We start from the raw sequence: 21,567 nt of genomic DNA, 5'->3' as shown, positions 1-21,567 counted from the left end.
ATAACCGTATCCTCGTACCTATCGGACAATTCGGAAGGGTTGGGCAATTCAGAAGGATTGACTGTCGAAGGCGCGAGTGAGGCGGAGCGTGGTTCGGGCCGGCGAAGATCCGATACCGACGGGGCGTGCGCCAGGCGGCACGGGGCCCGCCAGTTTCCGTGAGCGGTTCCTGCAGGGTGAGCCGGTCGAGACGGGCGTGCGCACGTCGATCCTGAATTCCTGGCGGCGCTGCCGGACCCTGGGGCTGTCTCCTGACCAGTCCGACCTTCCCTTCCGGGAGGACTTCGAACCGGACGGACGGATCGTCCGCGCGGCCGTTCCGGTGCTCGACCGGCTGCAGGCCATGTTCGCCGGCAGCGCGATGAACATCTCCGTCGCCGATGCGAGCGGGACGGTTCTCCTGCGCCGTTTCGGGGAAGCGTCGCTGGCCAGAGTTCTCCCGGCCATCCAGAGTGTCCCCGGGTTCGTGTTCGCCGAGAAGGTCGCGGGTACCAACGGCATCGGTCTCGCCCTGGCCGAGCGCCAACCCATCCGGGTCTACGGTGCCGAGCACTTCGCCGAGCGCTCCCAGGGCAGCGCCTGCCGTGCACTGCCCGTCCGCGACCCGCTCAGCGGCCGCATCGAGGGCGTCCTGTGCTTCGGCTATCCGCGCAGCGCCGAGGACCCGGCGCTGGACACCGTGATACGCAAGGCGGCCGGGACCATCGAGCGGCGGCTGCTGAGGCAGAGTTCCTCGCGTGAACGCGCTCTGCTGCGGGCGTACCTGGACAGCGGAGCCGGGGCCGCCGGAGGTTTTCGGCACCGCACAGGGGTGCGGGAGCTGGCCGCGGAGATGAGCCCACGCGACCAGGCGATCCTCATGGAGAAGGCCGCCGAGCTGATCGCCTGCGCGCAGCGGGCCTGTGTCGACGTGCCCCTGTCCGACGGCCGTCGGGTCACGCTCGTGAGCCGGCCGATGACGAGTGCCTCCGGAGTGGAGGGCTTCGCCATCGAGGCCGTTGTCCCCGATCCCTCACCGCGCGGGCCCCTCGTCTTCCCGCATCAGGTCCACGAGCCGCTGGGCCTGTCTGCCGAGCTTGCCGTCGCCACCTCCCTCACGTTCTCCGGGGCTGTTCCCGATGCGGCGCCCGGGCAGCTCCACGTCACCCCGTCGGCGGAGTATCTTCCCGGCACGGAGCACGGCCCTGCCGCCGTGGGCGTCGAGCGCGTCACGGTCGGCGACGGCACGACGGACGAGCGATCCGACGCCCCGCCCCCGGCGAGATCGCTCATGCTGGTGGGGGAGCCGCACGTGGGGGCCTATGCCCTGGCCGCGCGCCGCCGCCTGGAATTGTTGTCCGAGGCCGGCGTCCGCATAGGCACCACCCTGGATGTGCGCACTACCGCCCGGGAGCTCGCCGAGTCGGCGGTGCCGCAGCTGGCCGACTTCGTCACGATCGACCTGCCGGAAGCCGTACTCCGCGGCGAGGAGTCCGCCGATCCCCGCAGTGACCTACGCCGTACGGTGGTCCACGGCATCCATGACGACTGTCCCTTCCACCCGGTCGGCAAGCAGGTCGACTACGGTCCGACGATGCCGCAGGCGCGGTGTCTGACCAGCGGCCAGGCAGTGCTGGAACCGGACCTGAATGCTGCCGCGGGCTGGTTCGGGCAGGACCCCGAGCACTCCGCGCAGCTGCTGAGCCACGTCCACTCCCTCATCGCGGTGCCCCTGGTCGCCCGCGGCGCGGTCCTGGGCGTGGCCGGCTTCTACCGCGCGCAGGGCTCGCCGGCGTTCGGGGACGACGACCGGTCGCTGGCCCAGGAACTGGCCGCCCGTGCCGCACTGTCCATCGACAACGCCCGGCGCTACACGCGCGAGCGCGCCATGGTCCTGGCCCTGCAGCGCAGCCTGCTCCCGCACGGTGTGCCGGACCAGGACGCCGTCGAGGTCGCCCATCGCTACCTGCCCGCCGAATCCGACGTGGGAGGGGACTGGTACGACGTCATACCCCTGTCCGGCAGCCGCATCGGGCTCTTCGTCGGCGACGTCGTCGGCCACGGCATGCTCTCCGCCGCCACCATGGGGCGGCTGCGCACGGCCGCCCGCAGTTTCGCCGAACTCGACTTCCCCCCGGACGAGGTCCTCACCCACCTCGACAAACTCGTGGGACGCCTGGACCGGGAGGACCCCGACGCCGTGGACGCGGGCATCATCGGCGCGACCTGTCTCTACGCCATCTACGACCCGACCACACAGCAGTGCACCATGGCCCGCGCAGGCCATCCCCCGCCCGCTCTGGTCCGCCCCGACGGCACCGTGTGGTTCCCCGACCTGCCCGCCGGACCGCCGCTCGGCCTCGGCGGTCTGCCGTTCGAAAACGCCGAGCTCGACCTCCCTGAGAACAGCCGGCTGGTCCTCTACACCGACGGGCTCATCGAGGACCGTCAACGCGACGTCGACGAGGTCCTCGATCAGCTGAGCGCCACGCTGGCCCAGGCGAACGGCACGCCCGACGAGACCTGCGAGGCGGTACTCGACACGGTGGCCCCCGCCCACCCCTGCGACGACATCGCCCTGCTCGTCGCCCGCACCCACGCCCTGGACCCTCAGCGGATCGCCACCTGGGACCTGCCCGCGGATCCGGCCCTGGTCAGCGAGGTGCGTGCCTCCGCCACCCGGCAACTGACCGACTGGGGACTCGACGAGGCCGCGTTCGCCGTCGAACTGGTGCTCAGCGAGCTGGTCACGAACGCCATCCGCCACGGCGCAGGGCCCATCCGGGTACGGCTGCTCCACGACCGCACCCTGATCTGCGAGGTCTCCGACACCAGCAACACCGCCCCGCACCTGCGCCGAGCGGCCAGCACCGACGAGGGCGGCCGCGGCCTGTTCCTCGTCGCGCAGCTGACGCAGAGCTGGGGCACGCGCTACACCCAGCAGGGCAAGGTCATCTGGGCAGAATGCGGGCTAGAGGGGGCCTGAGGCGCCGCCCCCGGCGATTCGCTGCTCCGCTGGGGTGACAGAGAGCGGCCAGATATCCCAAAATATGCGATATGTACCGCTAGTGTCGCTGATGCGCATCGGGAAGAACACGACAGGTCCAACCCCGGAGAGGTCCGTGCACGAGGCCCACGACACCTCTGCGCGTGCGGTGCCGCCCTTCGGCGCGGAACCCCTGGTCCGTGTCCGCGGACTCACCAAGCGCTTCGGGGGGACCCTCGCGCTCGCCGGGGTCGACCTCGATGTCCACGCCGGCAGCGTCCTCGCCCTCCTCGGTCCCAACGGAGCCGGGAAGTCCACGCTCATCAAGGTGCTCGCCGGCGTCCACCACGCCGACTCGGGGCAGGTCACCGTGGCCGGGCACCCGCTCGGGAGTCACGCCGCTTCCCGGCACATGTCCTTCATCCATCAGGATCTCGGCCTGGTGGAGTGGATGACGGTGGCCGAGAACATCGCCCTGAGCACCGGGTATCCGCGCCGCGCCGGACTGATCTCCTGGCGGCTCACCCGGGAACACTGCACCGAGGCCCTGCGGGCCGTCGCCGGACATCTCGACCCCGACACGCCGATCTCCCGCCTCGCCCCGGCCGAGCGTTCGCTTGTCGCCGTCGCACGAGCCCTGGCGGCACGGGCGAGCCTCATCGTCCTCGACGAGCCGACCGCCCGCCTGCCGGCCGCGGACTGCACCCGGCTGTTCCGGGTGCTGCACACCCTGCGCGACCGGGGGCGTGGCATCCTCTACGTCAGCCATCGCCTGGACGAGGTGTACGAGGTCGCCGACACCTTCGCCGTGCTGCGCGACGGACGCCTGGTCAGCCACGGCTCGCCGGCGAGTCACACTCCGGCCCGTCTGGTGCGCGCCATCACCGGCGAGGGGCCGAGCGATCACCGCCCCGCCGCCACCCCGGCCGGCGGCCCGGCCGTCCTGACCCTGGACAAGGTGCGCACCCCCGACGCGGGACCGGTCAGTCTGGAGCTCCGGCGGGGGGAGGTCCTCGGCCTGGTCGGCCTCACGGGCGCCGGACACATGGGCCTCGCCCGAGCCCTTGCGGGCGCCCGGCCTCTCCTCGGCGGACGGGCCCTTCTCGGCGGTCGACCGTACCGTCCCCGTACGGTCGCGGACGCCGTCGGACGGGGCGTCGCCCTCGTACCCGGCGACAGACAGCGGGAAGGTTGCCTCGCCGAGCTGACCGTACGGGAGAACCTCCTGGCCAACCCCCGGGCGGGAGGCATGCCGGCGCTGTCCTGGATCAGCCCCCGCCGCGAACGCGCCGAGGCCGGCACCTTGATCGAACGGTTCTCGGTGCGTCCCGACGACAGCGAGGCTGCCATCGCCACCCTGTCCGGGGGGAACCAGCAGAAGGTCATGATCGGCCGGTGGCTGCGGCCGGCCCTGCGCCTGCTGATCCTCGAGGAACCGACGGCGAGCGTGGACATCGGTGCCAAAGCCGCGATCCACCGCCTGCTCGACGAGGCGCTCGCCGGCGGCCTCGCGGTCCTCCTCATCTCCAGCGACTTCGAGGAGGTCGCGGGCGTGTGTCGGCGCGCCCTCGTCTTCGTCCGCGGATCCGTGACGACCGAGCTGACCGGCCCGGCCCTCACGGTCACCGAGCTCACGCGGGCGGCTTCGGCCCTGCCCTCCTCCGGAACCGCGGACAATCCGTGACCGGCTCCCCCTCTCCGGCTGCGCCCCCGCCAGGGCCGCGTCGCTCGGGACCACCGAGGCGACTCGCCCGACTGCACGGCCGTGGCGGGCAACTCATCGGCGCCTACGGCCTCCTGACCCTCACCGCCCTGCTCTTCCTGATCTTCTCCCTCACCCTGCCGCGTACCTTTCCCACCCGGGACACCGTCGACTCGATCCTGTCCAACCAGTCGATCCCGGCCGTCCTCGCACTCGCCGCGATGGTCCCCATCGTGACCGGCGCGTTCGACCTCTCCATCGGCTACGGGCTCGGCCTGGCGCACGTCATGGTGATGCAGCTCGTCGTGAACGACGGCTGGCCCTGGCCGCTCGCCTGCCTCACCGTGATCGCCGGAGGGGGAGTCGTGGGCGTCCTCAACGGTGTCGTCGTCGAATTCGGACGGATCGATTCGTTCATCGCCACACTCGGAACCGGCAGCATGATGTACGCGGTGACCGGCTGGATCACCGGCGGCGGCCGGATCGTCCCCGGCCCGCAAGGCCTCCCGGCCGGCTTCACCGACCTCTACGACTCCAGGTTCCTCGGCCTGCCGGTTCCCGCCTTCTACGTGCTCGCGCTCGCGGTCGCCCTGTGGGTGGTTCTGGAGCGACTGCCGCTCGGCAGGTACCTGCACGTCGTCGGCTCGAACCCGCGCGCCGCCGACCTGGTCGGCATCCCGACCCGCAAGTACACCGTCTACGCCTTCGCCGCGTCGGGACTGATCGTCGGCTTCGACGGAGTGCTGCTCGCGGCCCAGCAGCAGATCGGCAATCCCAGCGTCGGCCTCGACTACCTGCTGCCCGCGTTCGTCGGGGCCCTCCTCGGCTCCACCGCCATCAAACCGGGGCGCCCCAACGCCCTGGGCACCCTCGTCGCCGTCGCCGTCCTCGCCGTCGGCCTCACCGGCATCGCCCAGATGGGCGGCGATTTCTGGACGGTCCCGTTGTTCTACGGCGGCACCCTGCTCCTCGCCGTCGGACTGGCCGGCTACTCCGCACGTCGCAGACTGCGCACCGGTGCGGTCGTCGCCCGCGATTCGCCCGCCTTGACACAGGACGACGGCACGCCGGGCAGCCCTCCATGACCCTCGCCGCGGGCACCGCCGAAGTGCCCGGGCGGCATCCTCCGCAAGGAGCTTTCGTGCACCGCAACCGCAACACCCCCACCGTCCGCAACGCGCGGTCCACTGCTACCGCCCTGGTGGTCGCGGTCTTCGTGCTGGCCGGCTGTGAACGCGGCTCGTCGAGCGGTCCGGCGCACTCCACCTCGGGTCCGAGCGGCTGCCCCGCGGCCCAGACCAGGGCCGAGGCCGCCGTCAGCCGGGCGGAGCGGACCGACATCCCCTGGAACGGACCGACCAGCGGTCCCACCGCGGTGGCCGGAAAGACCATCGTCTACGTCGCCCAGACCATGACCAATCCCGGAGTCGCGGGCGTCGCGGACAGCGTGCGCGAAGCGGCGCGCGTCATCGGCTGGCACGTCCGGGTGATCGAGGGTGGCGGCACTCCCGCCGGCATCCAGGCGGCGATGAGCGAGGCCGTGGACGTCAGACCCTCGGGCATCGTCATCGGGGGCTTCGACCCGGGCTCGACCTCGCAGCAGGTGGCGCGTGCGAACGCGGCAGGCATCCCGCTCATCGGCTGGCACGCGGTCGCTTCCCCCGGCCCCAGCCGGCGCCCCAGGCTCTTCACCAACGTCACCACCAAAGTCGAGGACGTGGCCAGAGCCAGTGCGCAGTGGGTCATCTCGAGCTCCGGCGGCACAGCCGGGGCCGTGGTCCTCACCGATGCCTCGATCCCCTTCGCCAAGTACAAGTCCGACCTGATCAGGAAGGAGCTGGCCACCTGCGCGGGGGTGAAGCTGCTGGCGTACGAGAACATCCCGATCCCGGATGCCGGCAGCCGCACGCCCCGGGAGATCTCCTCGCTGCTTTCCCGCTTCCAGGAGAGATGGACCCACTCCGTCGCCATCAACGACCTGTACTTCGCCGATGCCGCCCCGGCGTTCCGCGCGGCCGGCAAGAAAGGTTCCGGCCCGCCCTTCAACATCGGCGCCGGCGACGGGGACCCCTCCGCGTTCCAGCGCATCAACAGCAAGCAGTACCAGGCGGCCACCGTGCCGGAGCCGCTGTCCCTGCAGGGCTGGCAGATCGTCGACGAGTTCAATCGCGCCTTCTCGGGCCGGCCGGCCAGCGGGTATGTGGCCCCCGTCCACATCAGCACGGCCGACAACAGCCACGGCGCCACGACCTGGGATCCGGCGGGATTCCGGGAGGCGTACCGGAAGATCTGGGGCACGTGACGGTGGCGGCAGGGACTGGTCAACGTGGCGGGGCGTAATCGGTGAGCACGAGCGCGATGTCGTCCGCCCTGTCGGGGGAAGCGTGGCAGGCGATCGAGAGCTGGGGAAGCGCCGCATCGTCTCCTCCGCGCCGGCCAGGTGGACCCTGCGCCCGGAGCGGCACGGCAAGGACCACGGCCCTCACCAACGCGTCGTCGCGCTCGGGCGCTTCGCCGACAACGCGCGGCGGAAGGTGCGTCTTTCCTTCCTCGGGGGCTCCTCAACGACCCGGTTCCGGGCCGGGGGGCCGCCCGGAGCGCGCGTGACCGATCGCCTCAACGGGTGTCTTCGCGAAGCGCCTTGTCGATCTCGCCCAGTGCTCCGGTCAGCTGTGTGTAGTCGTCCGCTGCCAGGGGCTTGACGAAGTACTTCTCCACCACCTGCGCGTGGACGGCCGCAGCCCGCACGAACGCCGTACGTCCTTCGGTGGTCGGTTCCACCAGAGCCACCCTCCGGTCCTCGGCGGACGGTACGCGGCGGACCAGGCCGGCGTCCTCCATGCGGTCGATCAGGCGGGTGGTGCCGCTGCTGGTGAGAGTGAGGTCGTCGGCCAACTGCCGCTGGGAGACCTCCTCGCCGGGGCGGCGGCAGAGGCGTATCAGCACCTCCAGCATGGTGTGGCTGATCCCGCACTCCTGGCGCAGCGCGCTGTCGATGCGCTGTTCCAGGCGGGTGGCCGATTTGATCAGCAGGCCGAAGTCCCGCACGAGCCGGCTGTTGGCGGCGCGGGCTGCGGTTTCGTCGCTGGGGTGCGGCGTCGGGTTCATCACCCCCCGATTTTACTGTCTCCTCACCCACTGCCACCTCAATCGCTGACTAGTCAATTGCTGACTGCTCAGCTAAATTCTGGAGCGAGCTCAGACCGCGAGCGAGAGGGAGATCGACGTGGACCTGCAGTACTGGCTCGGCCGAGCGACTCACGCGATACAGGACTGGGCCGACGCCTTCGGTCCTCACCAGCCCCACTCGTCCCTGAGGGTGGACGACGACCGCTTCGCGTCCGCCTTCGCAGGGTTCACCGAGAGGCTGAAGGACAACTACCCCTTCTTCCATCCGCATTACGCAGGCCAGATGCTCAAGCCCCCGCACCCCGCAGCGGTGGTCGGCTACCTCACCGCCATGCTGATCAACCCCAACAACCACGCCCTGGACGGCGGCCCCGCCACCGCCGCGATGGAGCGGGAGGTCGTCGCGCGGCTCGCCGCGATGTTCGGTTACGACACCCATCTCGGCCACCTCACCACCAGTGGCACGATCGCCAACCTCGAAGCCCTCTTCGTCGCCCGCGAACTGCACCCCGGCCGCGGTATCGCCCACAGCGCCGACGCCCACTACACCCATGGCCGCATGTGTCACGTCCTGGGCATGGCGAGTCATCCCGTCCGTACCGACAGCCAGGGGCGGATGGACCTCGAAGCGCTGCAGGACGTCCTGCGCACCGGGCAGGTGGGCACCGTCGTCCTCACCACCGGCAGCACCGGTCTGGGCGCCGTCGACCCCGTCCACGACATCCTGCCCCTGGCCGAACGGTACGGCGTCCGTGTCCACATCGACGCCGCGTACGGCGGCTTCTTCACGCTCCTGGCCGGAGCCGGCGGCATGGAGGGGCTGCCTCCCGAGCCCTGGCGGGCCATCGCCCGGGCGGACTCGGTCGTCGTCGACCCCCACAAGCACGGCCTACAACCGTACGGCTGCGGGGCCGTCCTCTTCCGCGACCCCGAGGTGGGGCGCTTCTACCTCCACGACTCGCCGTACACCTACTTCACCTCCGCCGAGCTGCACCTCGGTGAGATCAGCCTGGAATGCTCCCGCGCCGGCGCCTCCGCGGCCGCCCTGTGGCTCACCTTCCAGCTCCTGCCGCCCACCCCCGACGGCCTCGGGCAGGTCCTGGCGGCCGGCCGCCGAGCAGCTCTGAAGTGGGCGGACCTGATCGAGGCCTCGGACCTCCTGGAGCTCTACCAGCAACCCCAGTTGGACATCGTCACCTACTTCCCCGCTGTCGATCCCGCGACCCTCAGCGGTATCGACGCGGCAACCGCGCGCATCCTGGCGGACGGCATGACGGCGCCCGATCCCGTGTACCTCAGCACCCTGAGAGCGGGTCACGAAGCGTTCACCGCCCGCCATCCCAAAGTCAGAACGGACACCGACGGCGCCCGGATCCTCCGCAGCGTTCTGATGAAGCCGGAGTCGGAACACCACGTCGAGCACCTGCACGGCCGGGTCGAGCAGCTGACGCGGTGCCGCTGACCTGCCCGCCGCCTTGTGATCAGCTCATCGCGTCGAGGGCGGCGACGATGTCGGCCGGTTCGGCGCGGGCGGTGTAGTCGGTGTCGACGAAAGCCCAGCGGATCACGCCCTCGCGGTCGATGACGTAGGTGGCAGGCAGCGGGAGCGTGCGCGGATGGCCGTCGTTGACGCGCTGGAGGTCGAAGCCGAGCTTGTCGTAGACGGCGGCGAGGTCGTCGGGGAGGTCGAAGGCGAGGCCGTACTGCTTGGCGATGGCGGAGCCGATGTCGCTGAGGACGTCGAACGCGAGGTCGTGCTTCTCGGCGAGGGTGAGGGACTCGTCGGGGATCTGCGGGGAGACGGCCACCAGGCGGGCGCCGCGGGCGGTGATCGCCTCGTGGTGCTGCTGGAGGGCGCGCAGGGCGAGGTTGCAGTACGGGCACCAGGCACCGCGGTAGAAGGTCAACACGACCGGGCCGTCGGCGAGTAGGCCGTCCAGAGTCAGAGTCTCGCCGGTCGCGGAGCCGAGGCTGAAGCGCGGAGCCTGCGCCCCGACGGTCAGAGCGCGGTCGGCCTGGCCGGAGTGGGCGAGTTCCTGGGCGGCCCGCTGTATGATCTCCCGGATCTCGGCGGGGATCTGCTGCTGACGTGCTTCGTAGAAGGTGCGCAGTTCGGCGTTCAGGGTGGTCATGGTGTTCGTTCCTCCCGGTTGACCGCTGGAGCGTGGGCCAATCTTGAAATGGTCGTTCCAAGATAGGGGTCCGGGGGGTATCTTGGAATCCCTATTTCAAGATGCGGGGTTGGGTCATGCCGGACATCAAGCACTTCGATCCGGACGCCACCCTGGAGACCGTGGTGCGGCTGTTCTGGCGGCAGGGTGTGGCCTCGACCGGCATCCAGGACGTGGTGACTGCGACCGGGCTCAACCGCTCCAGCCTGTACGCGACGTTCGGCGGCAAGCAGGAGCTCTACCTCGCCGCACTGCGCCGCTACCTGGAACAGCGGTCCCGGCCGATGTTTCGGCGCCTGGCGGAGGACGAGCGGGGTCTGCCGGCTGTTGCCGAGTTCTTCGACGGCCTGATCGAAGCCCGCTGCTCGGGTGAGTACGCCCGCTGGGGCTGCATGGTCTCCAACGCGCATGCCGGGGCTGAGAACACCGATCCAGGCGTGCGCGCCGTCCTGGACCAGCACCACCGGGACTTGCGCGACGCGATGTACGCGGCGCTCGTCACCGCCGAGCGCCAGGAGCAGCTTGCGCCCGGCACCGACCCCGACGCCTCGGCAGATCTGCTGGCTCTGCTGGCCTACGGCGTCAACTTGCGTTCGCGCGCCGGTGCCGATGCGGCGGCGTTGCGAAAGACGGTGGCCGCCGCACTGGATTCGATCGGCGTCGGGGCGGCGGCGTAGACATCTGCGGATCGGGCTCAGCCACTGGGCCTGGCCGGCTGTCCGGCAGCGGTGCAATGAGCGTGTCCTCTGGCGCGGTGGCGCTCTCCGGGGGCGTGAACTGGTTCTGATCCTGGATGGAGGCATCCTCGCAATGAGCGGTACCGGGACAGCCCGGTGGATGCCGGGTCTTCCCCCGGTGGTCCGGATGCACCGGCCGCAGTTCGGAGAGTTCTCCGAACTGCCCCCCCGCCTGGCACGCCGTCGTCGATCTCGCGGCTCACGAGGGTGCGGACCTGTCCTGGGTGCTGCCCGACGTGAAGCTCAGAGTGGTCCTGCCGACGACCGGGACGGAGCAGGGGCGGGGGGAGGCTGACTGAGCATCGGCAGGCCGCCGGGTGCGGTTGCTTTCCTGTCATGGTTCGACGCCCTCCCCACCACCTGGTAAGAGAGCCGGATCCTGGACGGGGCGATCGGCCAGTACATCGCGGTCGCCCGCCGCAAGGGCACCACCTGGTACCTGGGGACGATGACGAACGAGTCGGCCCGGACGCCGTCGCTCCCGCTGTCCTTCCTCGGCGGCGGCAACTGGACGGCGACGGTCTACGCCGATGGCACGCCCGGCACCAACGTCTACCAGACCCCTGTCTGACACCGTCCCAGCCGAGGTCGCACACCGGACTCATCCGTCTCAGTACTAGTCTGATCTTCGGATGTACTTGAACAGCTTTTTTTGAAGCACGGCACATGGGAAAGGTGACCCGCGATGTCGCTGAGCCTCGGCGATCCGGAGTCCATAGGCGGCTATGCGCTGGTCGACCGGCTCGGTAGCGGCGGCATGGGGATCGTCTATCTGGGGCGCTCGGACTCGGGTCGGCAGGTCGCGGTCAAGGTCGTGCACGCGCCGTACGCGCAGGACGAGGAGTTCCGGACGCGCTTCCGGCAGGAGGTCGCGGCGGCCCGCCGGGTCAGCGGCGCGTTCACCGCCCCGGTGGTGGACGCCGATCCGGACGCCGAGCAGCCGTGGATGGCGACGCTGTACGTCCCGGGCCGCACGCTGGCGGAAACCGTGGCCAACGACGGCCCGTTGCGCGGACGCGAGCTGCGTGTGCTCGCGCTGGGTCTGGTGGAGGCCTTGCGGGACATCCACCGGGTGGGCATGGTGCACCGCGATCTCAAGCCGAGCAACGTCCTGATGGCCGAGGACGGCCCCCGCGTCATCGACTTCGGAATCTCGTACGCCGTCGACAACGAGGCCCTCACCATGACCGGCCGGCTGATCGGCACCCCGCCCTTCATGTCTCCGGAGCAGTTCGCCGCGCCGCGTGAGGTCACCGGGGCATCGGACGTCTTCTCGCTGGGTTCGGTGCTGGCGTACGCGGCCACCGGAAACCGTCCGTTCGACGGCAGCAGCCCCTACTTGACGGGCTATCAGGTGATGTACGAGGCGCCGGACCTGGCCGGAGTCGCCGAACCGCTCCGGAGCATCGCCGAGCGGTGCCTGGACAAGGACCCGGCCGCCCGGCCCGGCGTCGACGAACTCCGCCGTATGCTCCGGGAGTTGCCGGATTCCGAGGTGCCGGCGGTCGTCTCGGCCGTGCCGGTCGCACCGGGAGTGTCCGACTCGGCCGAAGCCGACCGCCGGGCCTCCCGCACCCACCCCTTCACTCCGGGCCCCGCCGCAGACGGGGGGAGAACGGAAGCGGTCGTAACCCGGACCGGTCACGGACGTCGTCGGCGGCGCGTCCTCGTCGGTCTCGCCGCTGCCCTGGCGGTCACCGGGGTGAGCATCGCGGCGGTGAGATTCGGGTCGCACCACGACGACGCCTCCCCGTCCGCAGGCGCCTCCGCGTCCGCCTCGCCCTCGACCGACAGCTCCGCCGCCACGGTGACCCTGCCCCCGAAGCATGTGCAGTGGGACTACCAGATCGGCGGCGCGTACCCCCTGGCGGCCGGTGCTCGGGTCGTGAGCCGCGACCACGACAGCGAGCCCGCGCCGGGCGTCTACAACATCTGCAACATCAATGCCTTCCAGGCGCAGAAGGACGAGCAGCGCGACTGGGACTCCGACCTGCTGCTGCGCGACGCCAAGGCTGATGTCGTCCACGACAAGGACTGGGGCGAGGCGATCCTGGACATCCGCACGCCCGCCAAGCGGCAGCGCATCGCCGCCAAGCTGAACACCTTGATCGACGAGTGTGCGGCGAAGGGGTACAAGGCCGTGGAGCCCGACAACTACGACGTCTTCACCCGCTTCCCGAACTACGTCAAGGCCGGCCAGGCCGAGGCGCTGATGAAACTCCTGTCCGCCCACGCCCACGACAAGGGCCTGGCCATCGCCCAGAAGAACGCCGCCGAGCTCCTGTCCGACCGTGCGGCCGTGGGCCTGGACTTCGCCGTGGCCGAGGAGTGCGCGGAGTATGACGAGTGCGGAGAGTTCGCAGAGGCATACGGCGACAAGGTGTTCGTGATCGAGTACACGGCGAAGGGCATGGCGAAAGCGTGCAGCGGGTGGGGCAGCACGCTGAGCATCGTCCGCCGTGACGGGTCGGTCGTACCGAAGGGCGCGAGCGGCTACGTCCACCAGACCTGCTGACGGCCGCCCGCCACGGCCACCTTTGGGGAATTGTGGTTTGCGCTTTGCCTCTGCTTGCGTTGCCCGCTGCGCCGCCCCGACCTAGCCTCACCTGCTAAGCCGTGGGAAGGGCAGGCATGCTGAAGACCGTCCGCGAGCAGGCATCGGGTCTCACGAAAGATCAGCGCAATGCTTTTGTCGCCGCCTACTTGGGCTGGGCGATGGACGCCTTCGACTACTTCCTGGTGGTCCTCGTCTACAGCGAGATCGCCGACGACTTCCATGTCTCCCTCACCGACATGGCCTTCCTCACCACCGCCACCCTGGTGATGCGTCCGGTGGGCGCCCTGCTGTTCGGCATGTGGGCGGACCGCAAGGGCCGACGGCTCCCGCTGATGGTCGACGTCTGCTTCTACTCGGTCGTCGGGTTCGCCTGCGCCTTCGCGCCCAACTACGCCGTGCTGCTGGTGCTGCGGCTGCTGTACGGCATAGGCATGGGCGGGGAGTGGGGCCTGGGCGCGGCGCTGGCCATGGAGAAGATCCCGGCCGAGCGGCGGGGTTTCTGGTCCGGGCTGCTGCAGAGCGGTTACTCACTGGGGTACCTGCTCGCCGCCGTGGCTTTCTTCGGCATCGAACCCGCCTTCGGCTGGCGGGGGTTGTTCGCCTTCAGTCTGGTGCCCGCCCTGGTCGCCCTGTGGGTGCGTACCCGGGTGGAGGAGAGCGAGGTGTGGGAGAAGAGCGTGGCGCTCAACCGCACCCCCGCCCACCAGGTGTTCAAGAACCCGGCGGTGCTCAAGCGCTTCGTTTATCTGGTCGCGTTGATGACCGCCTTCAACTGGATGTCGCACGGCACCCAGGACGTCTACCCGACCTTCGTCAAGAAGGGCCTGGGACTGTCCCCGGACACCGCGATCGCCATCGCCGTGGTCTACAACATCGGCGCCATCATCGGAGGCATGGTGCTCGGCGCCTACTCCGAGAGGCTGGGCCGCCGTCGCACGATCATGGTCGCCGCCGCCGCGGGTCTGGTCGTCGTGCCCTTCTTCGTGCTGTCCACCGCCGTGGGCTGGCTGATGCTCTCCTCGTTCCTGATGCAGGTGTGCGTACAGGGTGCCTGGGGTGTCATCCCCGCGCATCTGACGGAGATGAGCCCGGATGCCGTCCGGGGCTTCTACCCGGGTGTCACCTACCAGTTGGGGAACCTGATCGCCGCCCTCAACCTGCCGATCCAGGAGGCCGTCGCCGAGCGGCACGGCTATCCGGCGGCGATGTCGTGGACCGTGGTACCCGCCCTCGCAGTGGTGATCGTCCTGAGCGCCGTCGGCAAGGAGGCCAAGGGCATCCGGTTCGGCAGCACCGGTACGCACGTCCCGAGCACCGCAACCGCCGACACCGTCTAGCGCAACGCCGATCGACGCGCCGCGACGTGCGCCGCAGGCCTACCGCAGAGCCAGCCGACCGCGGAAGTTCTCCGGCACCGGCGCGAACCGCAACGCCATGGTGATGTCCTGCGGCCGTTCCACATCCAGTCGGTAGCGCGTGCACAGCAGGTGGCACAGGGCCATCAGCTGAACCGTGCCGAGATTCGCGCCGATGCACTTCTTCGGCGCCCAGCCGAACGGCACATAACAGGTGCGGTCCGCCGGGCCGTGCGGCGCGCCCGGCAGGAAACGGTCCGGATCGAAGACGTCGGGCTGTTTCCAGATCCGCTCGTCACGGTGGATCATGTGCGGGCTCAGCAGATACCACTGCCCCGGCTCCAGCCGCGTGGCCCCCAGGTCGAAAGCGAACTTGGAGCGCCGCACCAGCAGCAGCGGCGGGCTCCACATCCGCAGCACCTCTTTCACGAACCGGTGCGTCACCGGGGCCACATGGGTGGGCGCCGCGCGGAACTCCGCCGGATCCACGGCGCACAGCTCCTGCGAGAGCCGTAGCTGCCACTCGGGATGCCGGACGAACTCGTAGAGCAGGCTCGCGGCCGCGGTGCCCGGCGGGCCGCCGATGGCGGTCAGGACGGCGGTGACGACGTCCAGCGCGCGGTCCATGCCGAGCTCCGGCAGCAGATCCACGAACGGGTCGGCGAGGTCCGGCTCGCGTCGGCGCCGGCCACTGGCGCGCTGCCGCAGAACCCGGCGCACCACCAGCCCCGAGCGGATCTGGACGGCGATGAACCGCAGATGGTGCCAGGTGCTGCCGGGTTCGGGCGAGACCAGGCGCAGCAGCTTCATCTCCAGGTCCCGGCGCACCAGCTCCGCCTCGCCGGAGGTCAGGCCGGTCAGCGCGACGGGCAGGAGCGAACGCAGCGTCACATCCTGCGTGAGCATGGTCAGGTCGACGTCCTGCCCGACCCGGGCGTCCATGATCCGCTCCATGCGCTCGATCAGCCGGCCGTGGTGCTCGGCCGTCGCCAGGGTGTGCAGCTGGGTCAGCCACGCGGAACGGATGCGGCTCCACCGCATCTCGGGGCTGTGGCGCCGGCGCACCATGTCGACGAGTCGGTCGTGCATCACGAACCGGTGCCAGTTCGTGGCGCTGACGTGGCGCGCCGCCTCCGGCTCGAACACGCCGAGCCGCTGGTCGTCCACCCAGAAGATCCCGTCCTCCTGGGCGCTGCGCATCCGCATGAAACGCAGGAAGTCCTCGGGGTGTTGCGGGGTGGTCATCGTGCACGTTCCCCTCGTGGGGCGCGGGGAGCCGACCGGCAGGCGCCTCCCCGCGCAGGGCCGGTCAGATGTGGTGGTACAGGTACCAGAAGTATTCGTACTGGCCCCGGATGTTGAGGACCGACTTCGCCTTGAGGTACAGCGCGCGCATGCTGGTTCACCTCCTTTCGGGACGGTCGTCGGGGAGGCTCAGCGTCGCGGTGAACCGCGGCGGAGCCAGCGCCGGGCCCACCTGGGGCCCGCCGCCGTCCTGGGGCGCGACCGACACGCGCCAGTCACGTGAGAGCAGACCGACGAGGTCCTCCAGCAGCCGCACGGTCACGGTTGCGCCCGCGCAGGTGTGCGGCCCGTGTCCGAACGGCAGATAGGCGGCGTCGGGCACCCCCGCGGCCCAGCGCTGCGGAAGGAACTCGTCGGGCCGCTCCCAGTGCCCGGGATGCCGGTGCACCAGATAGCTGCACACCACGAGTCGGTCCCGGGGCGTCACCCGCGTCCCGCTCAACTCCTGCACCCGGCTCGGGGTGCGGGCGAACAGCCACGCCACCGGCCACAGCCGCAGCGCCTCGCGCACGGTCCAGCTCGGGTCGGCCGCGGCGCGGTCGGGGTGCGTGCCCAGCAGATGGACGGACCAGCCCAGCGCGAAGCCGATCGACCCGACCGTGGCGAACAGGAAGGACAGATAGACCTCGACGAGATCGTCCGGATCCGCCGACGGCCCGCCCCCGGCGACGACGACGTCCACGAGGTCGCGCGACCCGTCGCCGCCGCCGTCCTGCCGCAGTCGCTCCTGCCGGGCGCACATCTCCGTGCGCAGGGCCGGCAGCGCACGATGGCGGAAGAGCAGCCGGGCGGCGGCCGAGTGGCGCCGTCGCGCACCCGCCAGCACCGCGCGGGCCACGATCGCCTCCACGAGCTCGTGCAGACGGGCCGGCGCCTCCCGGTGCAGCAGCGCCTCCCGCAGATGCCGCAGCACGAGCAGATTGCCGGCATCCGGCCATTCGCTGTGCGGCGCGAGCCGCTCGGCGACCAGCCGGGGCAACTCCGAGCGGTGCGCGTCGAGATGACGTCGTATCAGCTCACGGGCCCCACGACCGATGGCGATCTGCGCGGAACGCGGGCCGAAGACGCCGTGCCGGTTGTGGAAGAAGTCGGACGTCTCCGCGACGGCGCCGTGCCGGTTGCCCAGCACCGCCCGGACCGCCTCGGGCTCGGCCACGCACACCGCGCCCATGGAGGAGCGCCACACGTCGTGCACCCCGTCGAACTCCGCTGCCAGCAGAGCCAACGGGTCGCCGCCGTGGTGGCGCGAGCCCCCGCCGCCAGGAGTACGGGTGCTGCCTGCGCCGTTCACGGGACGCGCCGGCGACGACTCCATGAGGCCCTCCGTAGGTGATGGTGCGGATGGCGGTCCGCGGGATTGCCGACAGCCGGCAGCGGGTGCCGTGTGCGTGGCCTGAGGCCGACGCACACAGCCTGCTCAGCGGGCCTCGCGCTGTCGCCTGCTGTGCCGCTGAGCGGAACGGCGGGGCGCCGCCGGGCGCCGGCCGACCTCCGGGACACGGCTTCTGAGGGGCGCGGGGCTGTATCGATATGCGGCTCCGCCGCGTGCGCGCGACCAGCCGCACTCAGCCCGCACCGACCGACGAACCGAGACTCTCAGCGGCGGCGGCCGAGCCCCGCCGTGATGGCCGCCGCCGCGCGGCGGGCCGGGTCGGCGAGGCGTTCCAGGTGGTGGTCGGGGTCGGTCAGGACGCTCAGGGCCGCCACCGGGACGCCGTCCGCCCCACACACGGGTACGGCGGTGCAGCACACCCCCTCCAGCACCTCCTCCCGGTCGTAGGCGGCGCCGGACTCCCGGATCCGCGTGGCCTCGTTCGGCCAGGCCCGGGGCAGTCGACCCAGCGGCAGGCCGGGCCGGGCCCAGGCGGTCAGCACCTTGCCGGCCGCCGTGTACCAGGGCCAGGTCTGCCGGTCGTCGGGCACCGGCGGCGGGACGTCCGCGGTGGTCGACCAGTCAAGGACCAGCGTCTGCCCCTGGTGCAGCACGGCGAGGCCGACCGTCATGCCGGTGACGGCCGCCAGTCGCCGCAGCGGCCGCTCGGCGGCCGACCGCAGACCCGGGTGCGGCTGCCAGCGGTGGCCCAGTCGGAACATGCCCGGACCGATGCGGTAGTGGCCCGCACTGCGTTCGACGGCCCCCAGCTCCACGAGCTGGTCGAGCAGCCGGTACGCGGTCGTCTTGGGCAGACCGCACACCGAGGCCAGCACGGTCACGCCGGCCCCCTCCTCCTGGCGCAGAGCGTTCAGCAGGGCGAAGGCGCCCTCCAGGACGCTGCGTCCGGCTGTCGCGGACAGCGGACCGTCCGGGCCGGGCAAGGGCGCGCTGTTCAGTGGTCCGATCCGGGCAGGCGACGTGGCCGTCGCAGTCGCCGTGTTCGATCGATGCACGTGTCAACCCCCGTGTTCACGTGTGAGCCCCGTTCAGTGACTGTGCGGGTCGCGCTTGCGCAGGCGCCGTGCTGCCGTACCGGCGCGGGCGCCGCTCCCGTCAGGGTGGGGGGCAGGGGTGGGCCGAGATTTTGCCGAAAGCTTGTCGCCCTGCTCGTCGACGTGAGGAGACTGTGGATGGAATGTGAACGGGGGGTGGGTGCAGTGCTGCGGCTGTGTCTGTCGGGACCGGTGGAAGTGCTGGTGCGGGAAGCGCCGGTGGATCTGGGTCCGCCCCAACGCCGGGCGGTACTGGCCGCGTTGGCCGTGGACGCCGGCCGGCCCGTACCTCTCGACGTGCTCATCGACCGGATCTGGGGCGCCGATCCGCCGGAAGGCGCGCGCCGCTCCCTGTACGCGCACATCGCCCGCATCCGGCGACTGGCCGGGCGTCTGGAGGATGTGGGCGAGGGGCGATTACCCATTCTGCGCCGCTCCGGCGGCTATCAACTGGACCTCGACCCCGACCGGATCGACCTGCACCGGTTCCATCGCCTGGCCGCGCTGGCGCGTGTCGACACCCAGCCCGACCGGACGCGTGCCGCGCTGCTGCGCGAGGCCCTCGAACTGTGGCGCGGCGAGCCCCTGGCCGGTCTGCCCGGAACCTGGCCCGCCCGGATGCGTGAGACCTGGCGCAGGCAGCGCGTGGACGCCGCCCTGCGGCTTGCGGACCTCGAGATCCGCGGCGGCGACCCGGCAGCCGTCGTGGGCCGGCTGACCGATCTGCTGGGCGAGTACCCGCTGACCGAACCCCTGGCGGAAGCCCTGATGCGCGCCCTGCACGCGGCCGGCGACAGTGCCGAGGCGCTGCGCTGCTACGCCCAGACCAGACGGCGCCTGGTGGAGGAGCTCGGCACGGAACCCGGGCGCCGGCTGTGGGAACTGCACCAGGAGATCCTCCGGGAACAGCCCCTCCGGGACGAGCGTGAACACGAGGCGGTGCCCGCCCTCCCGGCCGCGTCGGCGACTCGGCCGCCCCCCACCGCCCCCGATCGACCGGGGCGGACGCCGTCGGCCCCGACGGGCATCAGCGTCCCCTACACGGTGCCGGCTCAACTCCCCATCGGCGTAACGGGTTTCACCGGACGTACCGACGAACTCGCCCGCCTGGACACGCTGCTGGCCGACGCCGCACGACGCCCGGCGGCGGTGGTCGTCTCGGCGCTGTCGGGCATGGGCGGGGTGGGCAAGACCGCGCTGGCGGTGCACTGGGCACGGCAGGTGCGCCCGGCGTTTCCCGACGGGCAGTTGTATGTGAACCTGCGCGGATTCGACCCCGGCGGCGCGCCCCTGGCCCCGGACCGGGCCGTCCGCGGATTCCTCGACGCGCTGGGGGTGCCCGCCACCCGGGTCCCGGAGTCACTCGATGCGCAGGTGGGCCTGTACCGCAGCCTGCTGTCCGGCCGACGGGTCCTGGTGGTCCTCGACAACGCCCGCGACGCCGATCAGGTGCGGCCGCTGCTGCCCGGCGCACCGGGCTGTCTCGCCCTGGTCAGCAGCCGCAGCCCGCTGACCGGACTGGCCGCCGCGGAGGGAGCACACCTGCTCGCCCTCGACCTGCTCACCGCCGAGGAGTGCCGCGAACTGCTCGCCGCCCGCCTGGGTGCCGCGCGGGTGGCGGCCGAGGCCGCCGCGGTCGACGAGATCGTCGTGCGCTGCGCCGGGCTGCCGCTCGCCCTCGCGGTCGTCGCCGCCCGCGCCGCCGCCCGCCCCGCGGTGCCGCTGGCCGGCTTCGCGGAGGAACTGCGCACCGCCGAGCGGATCCTGGACCCACTGGACACCGGCGATCCGGCCACCGCGGTACGGACGGTCTTCCACTGGTCGTACCGCACACTCGGTCCGCAGGCCGCACGCCTGTTCCGCTTCCTGGGTCTGCACCCCGGCCCCGACGCCGACCTGACCGCCCTCGCCGCCCTCGCCGGCACCGGGGTGGGCCAGGTGCGGGCGCCGCTGGCGGAGCTGACCTCGGCCCACCTGCTCATCGAACACGCACCGCAGCGCTACAGCTGCCACGACCTGCTGCGGGCCTACGCCGTCGAGCTGGTCGCCGAGCACGACGACGAAGCCACCCTCCAGGCCGCGACCCGCCGCTGTCTGGACCACTACCTGCACACCGCGTACGCGGCCGACGCCCTGCTCACCCGGCGACGCCACCCGATGACCCTCGCCCCGGCCGAGCCCGGCGCCCAGCCCCGCCAACTCGCCGACTTCGACGAGGCGTTGGCATGGCTGACCGCCGAACAGGCGGTTCTGCTGTCGGCCGTGGAGCGCCCGCGGCCCGGCTTCGACGGCTACACCTGGCAGTTCGCCGCGACCCTGACCACGTTCCTGGAGCGCCAGGGCAACTGGCAGGCCCTCATCGATGTGCACACCGTCGCCCTCGACGCGGCGGCGCACCATCAGGACCTGGCCGGACAGGCGGCCGGCCACCGCGGTCTGGGACTGGCCCGCTTCCAGCTGCGCGATCCGCAGGGCGCCCGCCGTCACTTCACCCGCGCCCTCGACCTCTTCCGGCAGCTGGACAACCACGCCGGTCAGGCCCGCACCCGCCAGAACCTGGCCAAGATGGCCTGGGCGCACGGCGCGCCCCGCGAGGCGCTGCAGCACGCGCGCCGCGCGCTGGAACACTTCCTGCTCGCCCACGACCGCGGCGGCCAGGCGGTCGCCCTCAACGACATCGGCTGGTACCTCGCCGAACTCGGCGAACTGCGCCAGGCGCTCGACCACTGCCGACGGGCACTGCCGCTGGTCCAGGCGACCGGCGACCTCAGCGGCCAGGCCCACACCTGGGACAGCCTCGGCTACATCCACCGGCACCTGGGCCGCCACGCCACCGCCGTGGAGTGCTACGACCGGGCCCTCGCCCTCTTCCGCAAGACGGGCGACCGACGCAGCGAGGCCATCGGCCTCACCTATCTCGGAGACACCCACGAGGAGGCGGGCGCTCCCGGCCCCGCTCTGGACGCCCGGCGGCGCGCCCTGGACCTGTTCGACGAACTGGGCCTGCCGGAGGCCGACGCCCTGCGCACCAGACTCCGTACGCAGGCAACGGAGTCGACCGCCCCGCTGGGAGCCGGGTAGCGCTCACGACGGCAGTTCGCCCGTTCGGGCCCTCGGTCATCGGCCCGAACCGGCGTGTCGTCCTTGCCCGATCGCCGCTCGTCGTACTCACTTCCCGCCGCCCGCACCCATTGGCCTGCCCACCGGGTGACAGGCGGG

15 protein-coding genes are annotated in these 21,567 nt (G+C 71.3%); 10 read left to right on the top strand and 5 right to left on the bottom strand.

The window, feature by feature from the left end:
• Positions 1 to 88 precede the first annotated feature (88 nt).
• The 4 genes from ACWDAG_RS12110 (at position 89) to ACWDAG_RS12095 (ending at position 6,969) form a co-directional block, all read left to right on the top strand.
• Positions 89 to 2,965 carry a SpoIIE family protein phosphatase gene (locus tag ACWDAG_RS12110; RefSeq protein WP_450695484.1) on the top strand — a complete coding sequence of 959 codons (2,877 nt, stop codon included), beginning with the start codon at positions 89 to 91 and terminating at the stop codon, positions 2,963 to 2,965.
• Positions 2,966 to 3,101: 136 nt separating this feature from the next.
• A complete protein-coding gene (locus ACWDAG_RS12105) occupies positions 3,102 to 4,649 on the top strand; it encodes a sugar ABC transporter ATP-binding protein (RefSeq protein WP_450695483.1) in 1,548 nt (515 codons plus the stop codon).
• A complete protein-coding gene (locus ACWDAG_RS12100; RefSeq protein WP_450695482.1) occupies positions 4,646 to 5,752 on the top strand; it encodes an ABC transporter permease in 1,107 nt (368 codons plus the stop codon). The genes ACWDAG_RS12105 and ACWDAG_RS12100 overlap by 4 nt, the downstream gene beginning before the upstream one ends.
• A 56-nt stretch (positions 5,753 to 5,808) precedes the next feature.
• Positions 5,809 to 6,969: a substrate-binding domain-containing protein gene (locus tag ACWDAG_RS12095; RefSeq protein WP_450695481.1), complete on the top strand. Its 1,161-nt coding sequence runs from the start codon at positions 5,809 to 5,811 to the stop codon at positions 6,967 to 6,969.
• 314 nt (positions 6,970 to 7,283) lie between these two features.
• On the opposite strand, the gene ACWDAG_RS12090 is transcribed toward ACWDAG_RS12095, so the two are convergent.
• A complete protein-coding gene (locus ACWDAG_RS12090; RefSeq protein ID WP_450695480.1) occupies positions 7,284 to 7,775 on the bottom strand; it encodes a MarR family winged helix-turn-helix transcriptional regulator in 492 nt (163 codons plus the stop codon).
• 118 nt (positions 7,776 to 7,893) lie between these two features.
• On the opposite strand from ACWDAG_RS12090, the gene ACWDAG_RS12085 reads away from it, so the two are divergent.
• Complete coding sequence (locus ACWDAG_RS12085; RefSeq protein ID WP_450695479.1) at positions 7,894 to 9,258, top strand: pyridoxal phosphate-dependent decarboxylase family protein; 1,365 nt, start codon at positions 7,894 to 7,896, stop codon at positions 9,256 to 9,258.
• Between the two features lie 19 nt (positions 9,259 to 9,277).
• Here ACWDAG_RS12085 and ACWDAG_RS12080 read toward each other — a convergent pair whose 3' ends face one another.
• A complete protein-coding gene (locus ACWDAG_RS12080; RefSeq protein WP_450695478.1) occupies positions 9,278 to 9,928 on the bottom strand; it encodes a peroxiredoxin-like family protein in 651 nt (216 codons plus the stop codon).
• Between the two features lie 116 nt (positions 9,929 to 10,044).
• On the opposite strand from ACWDAG_RS12080, the gene ACWDAG_RS12075 reads away from it, so the two are divergent.
• From ACWDAG_RS12075 to ACWDAG_RS12060, 4 genes are all read left to right on the top strand, one after another.
• A complete protein-coding gene (locus tag ACWDAG_RS12075) occupies positions 10,045 to 10,644 on the top strand; it encodes a TetR/AcrR family transcriptional regulator (RefSeq protein ID WP_450695477.1) in 600 nt (199 codons plus the stop codon).
• A 436-nt stretch (positions 10,645 to 11,080) separates the two neighbouring features.
• A complete protein-coding gene (locus tag ACWDAG_RS12070) occupies positions 11,081 to 11,275 on the top strand; it encodes a glycoside hydrolase family 97 C-terminal domain-containing protein (protein WP_450695576.1) in 195 nt (64 codons plus the stop codon).
• Positions 11,276 to 11,389: 114 nt separating this feature from the next.
• On the top strand, positions 11,390 to 13,219 hold the full coding sequence (locus tag ACWDAG_RS12065; protein ID WP_450695476.1) for an endo alpha-1,4 polygalactosaminidase: 1,830 nt from the start codon (positions 11,390 to 11,392) through the stop codon (positions 13,217 to 13,219).
• Positions 13,220 to 13,335: 116 nt separating this feature from the next.
• Complete coding sequence (locus ACWDAG_RS12060) at positions 13,336 to 14,598, top strand: MFS transporter (RefSeq protein WP_450695475.1); 1,263 nt, start codon at positions 13,336 to 13,338, stop codon at positions 14,596 to 14,598.
• Between the two features lie 39 nt (positions 14,599 to 14,637).
• Here ACWDAG_RS12060 and ACWDAG_RS12055 read toward each other — a convergent pair whose 3' ends face one another.
• From ACWDAG_RS12055 to ACWDAG_RS12045, 3 genes are all read right to left on the bottom strand, one after another.
• A complete protein-coding gene (locus ACWDAG_RS12055) occupies positions 14,638 to 15,861 on the bottom strand; it encodes a cytochrome P450 (protein WP_450695474.1) in 1,224 nt (407 codons plus the stop codon).
• Between the two features lie 157 nt (positions 15,862 to 16,018).
• Positions 16,019 to 17,236 (bottom strand): cytochrome P450, encoded by a 1,218-nt coding sequence (locus ACWDAG_RS12050; RefSeq protein WP_450695473.1) that lies wholly within the window; start codon positions 17,234 to 17,236, stop codon positions 16,019 to 16,021.
• 281 nt (positions 17,237 to 17,517) lie between these two features.
• On the bottom strand, positions 17,518 to 18,237 hold the full coding sequence (locus ACWDAG_RS12045) for an IclR family transcriptional regulator (RefSeq protein ID WP_450695472.1): 720 nt from the start codon (positions 18,235 to 18,237) through the stop codon (positions 17,518 to 17,520).
• A 249-nt stretch (positions 18,238 to 18,486) separates the two neighbouring features.
• Here ACWDAG_RS12045 and ACWDAG_RS12040 point away from each other — a divergent pair, with 249 nt between their 5' ends.
• Positions 18,487 to 21,429, top strand: coding sequence for an AfsR/SARP family transcriptional regulator (locus tag ACWDAG_RS12040; RefSeq protein ID WP_450695471.1), 2,943 nt, complete (start codon positions 18,487 to 18,489; stop codon positions 21,427 to 21,429).
• Positions 21,430 to 21,567 lie beyond the last annotated feature (138 nt).

It is taken from the genome of Streptomyces sp. NPDC001157 (genome assembly GCF_053598255.1).
Note: the sequence above shows the minus strand (reverse complement) of the source record. Positions and strands in the feature narration are given on the sequence as shown.

Coding starts and splice junctions, on each gene's coding strand:
- ACWDAG_RS12060 (WP_450695475.1), top strand. CDS start 13,336: ATGCTGAAGACCGTCCGCGAGCAGGCATCGGGTCTCACGAAAGATCAG.
- ACWDAG_RS12055 (WP_450695474.1), bottom strand. CDS start 15,861: ATGACCACCCCGCAACACCCCGAGGACTTCCTGCGTTTCATGCGGATG.
- ACWDAG_RS12065 (WP_450695476.1), top strand. CDS start 11,390: ATGTCGCTGAGCCTCGGCGATCCGGAGTCCATAGGCGGCTATGCGCTG.
- ACWDAG_RS12075 (WP_450695477.1), top strand. CDS start 10,045: ATGCCGGACATCAAGCACTTCGATCCGGACGCCACCCTGGAGACCGTG.
- ACWDAG_RS12090 (WP_450695480.1), bottom strand. CDS start 7,775: ATGAACCCGACGCCGCACCCCAGCGACGAAACCGCAGCCCGCGCCGCC.
- ACWDAG_RS12040 (WP_450695471.1), top strand. CDS start 18,487: ATGGAATGTGAACGGGGGGTGGGTGCAGTGCTGCGGCTGTGTCTGTCG.
- ACWDAG_RS12080 (WP_450695478.1), bottom strand. CDS start 9,928: ATGACCACCCTGAACGCCGAACTGCGCACCTTCTACGAAGCACGTCAG.
- ACWDAG_RS12050 (WP_450695473.1), bottom strand. CDS start 17,236: ATGGAGTCGTCGCCGGCGCGTCCCGTGAACGGCGCAGGCAGCACCCGT.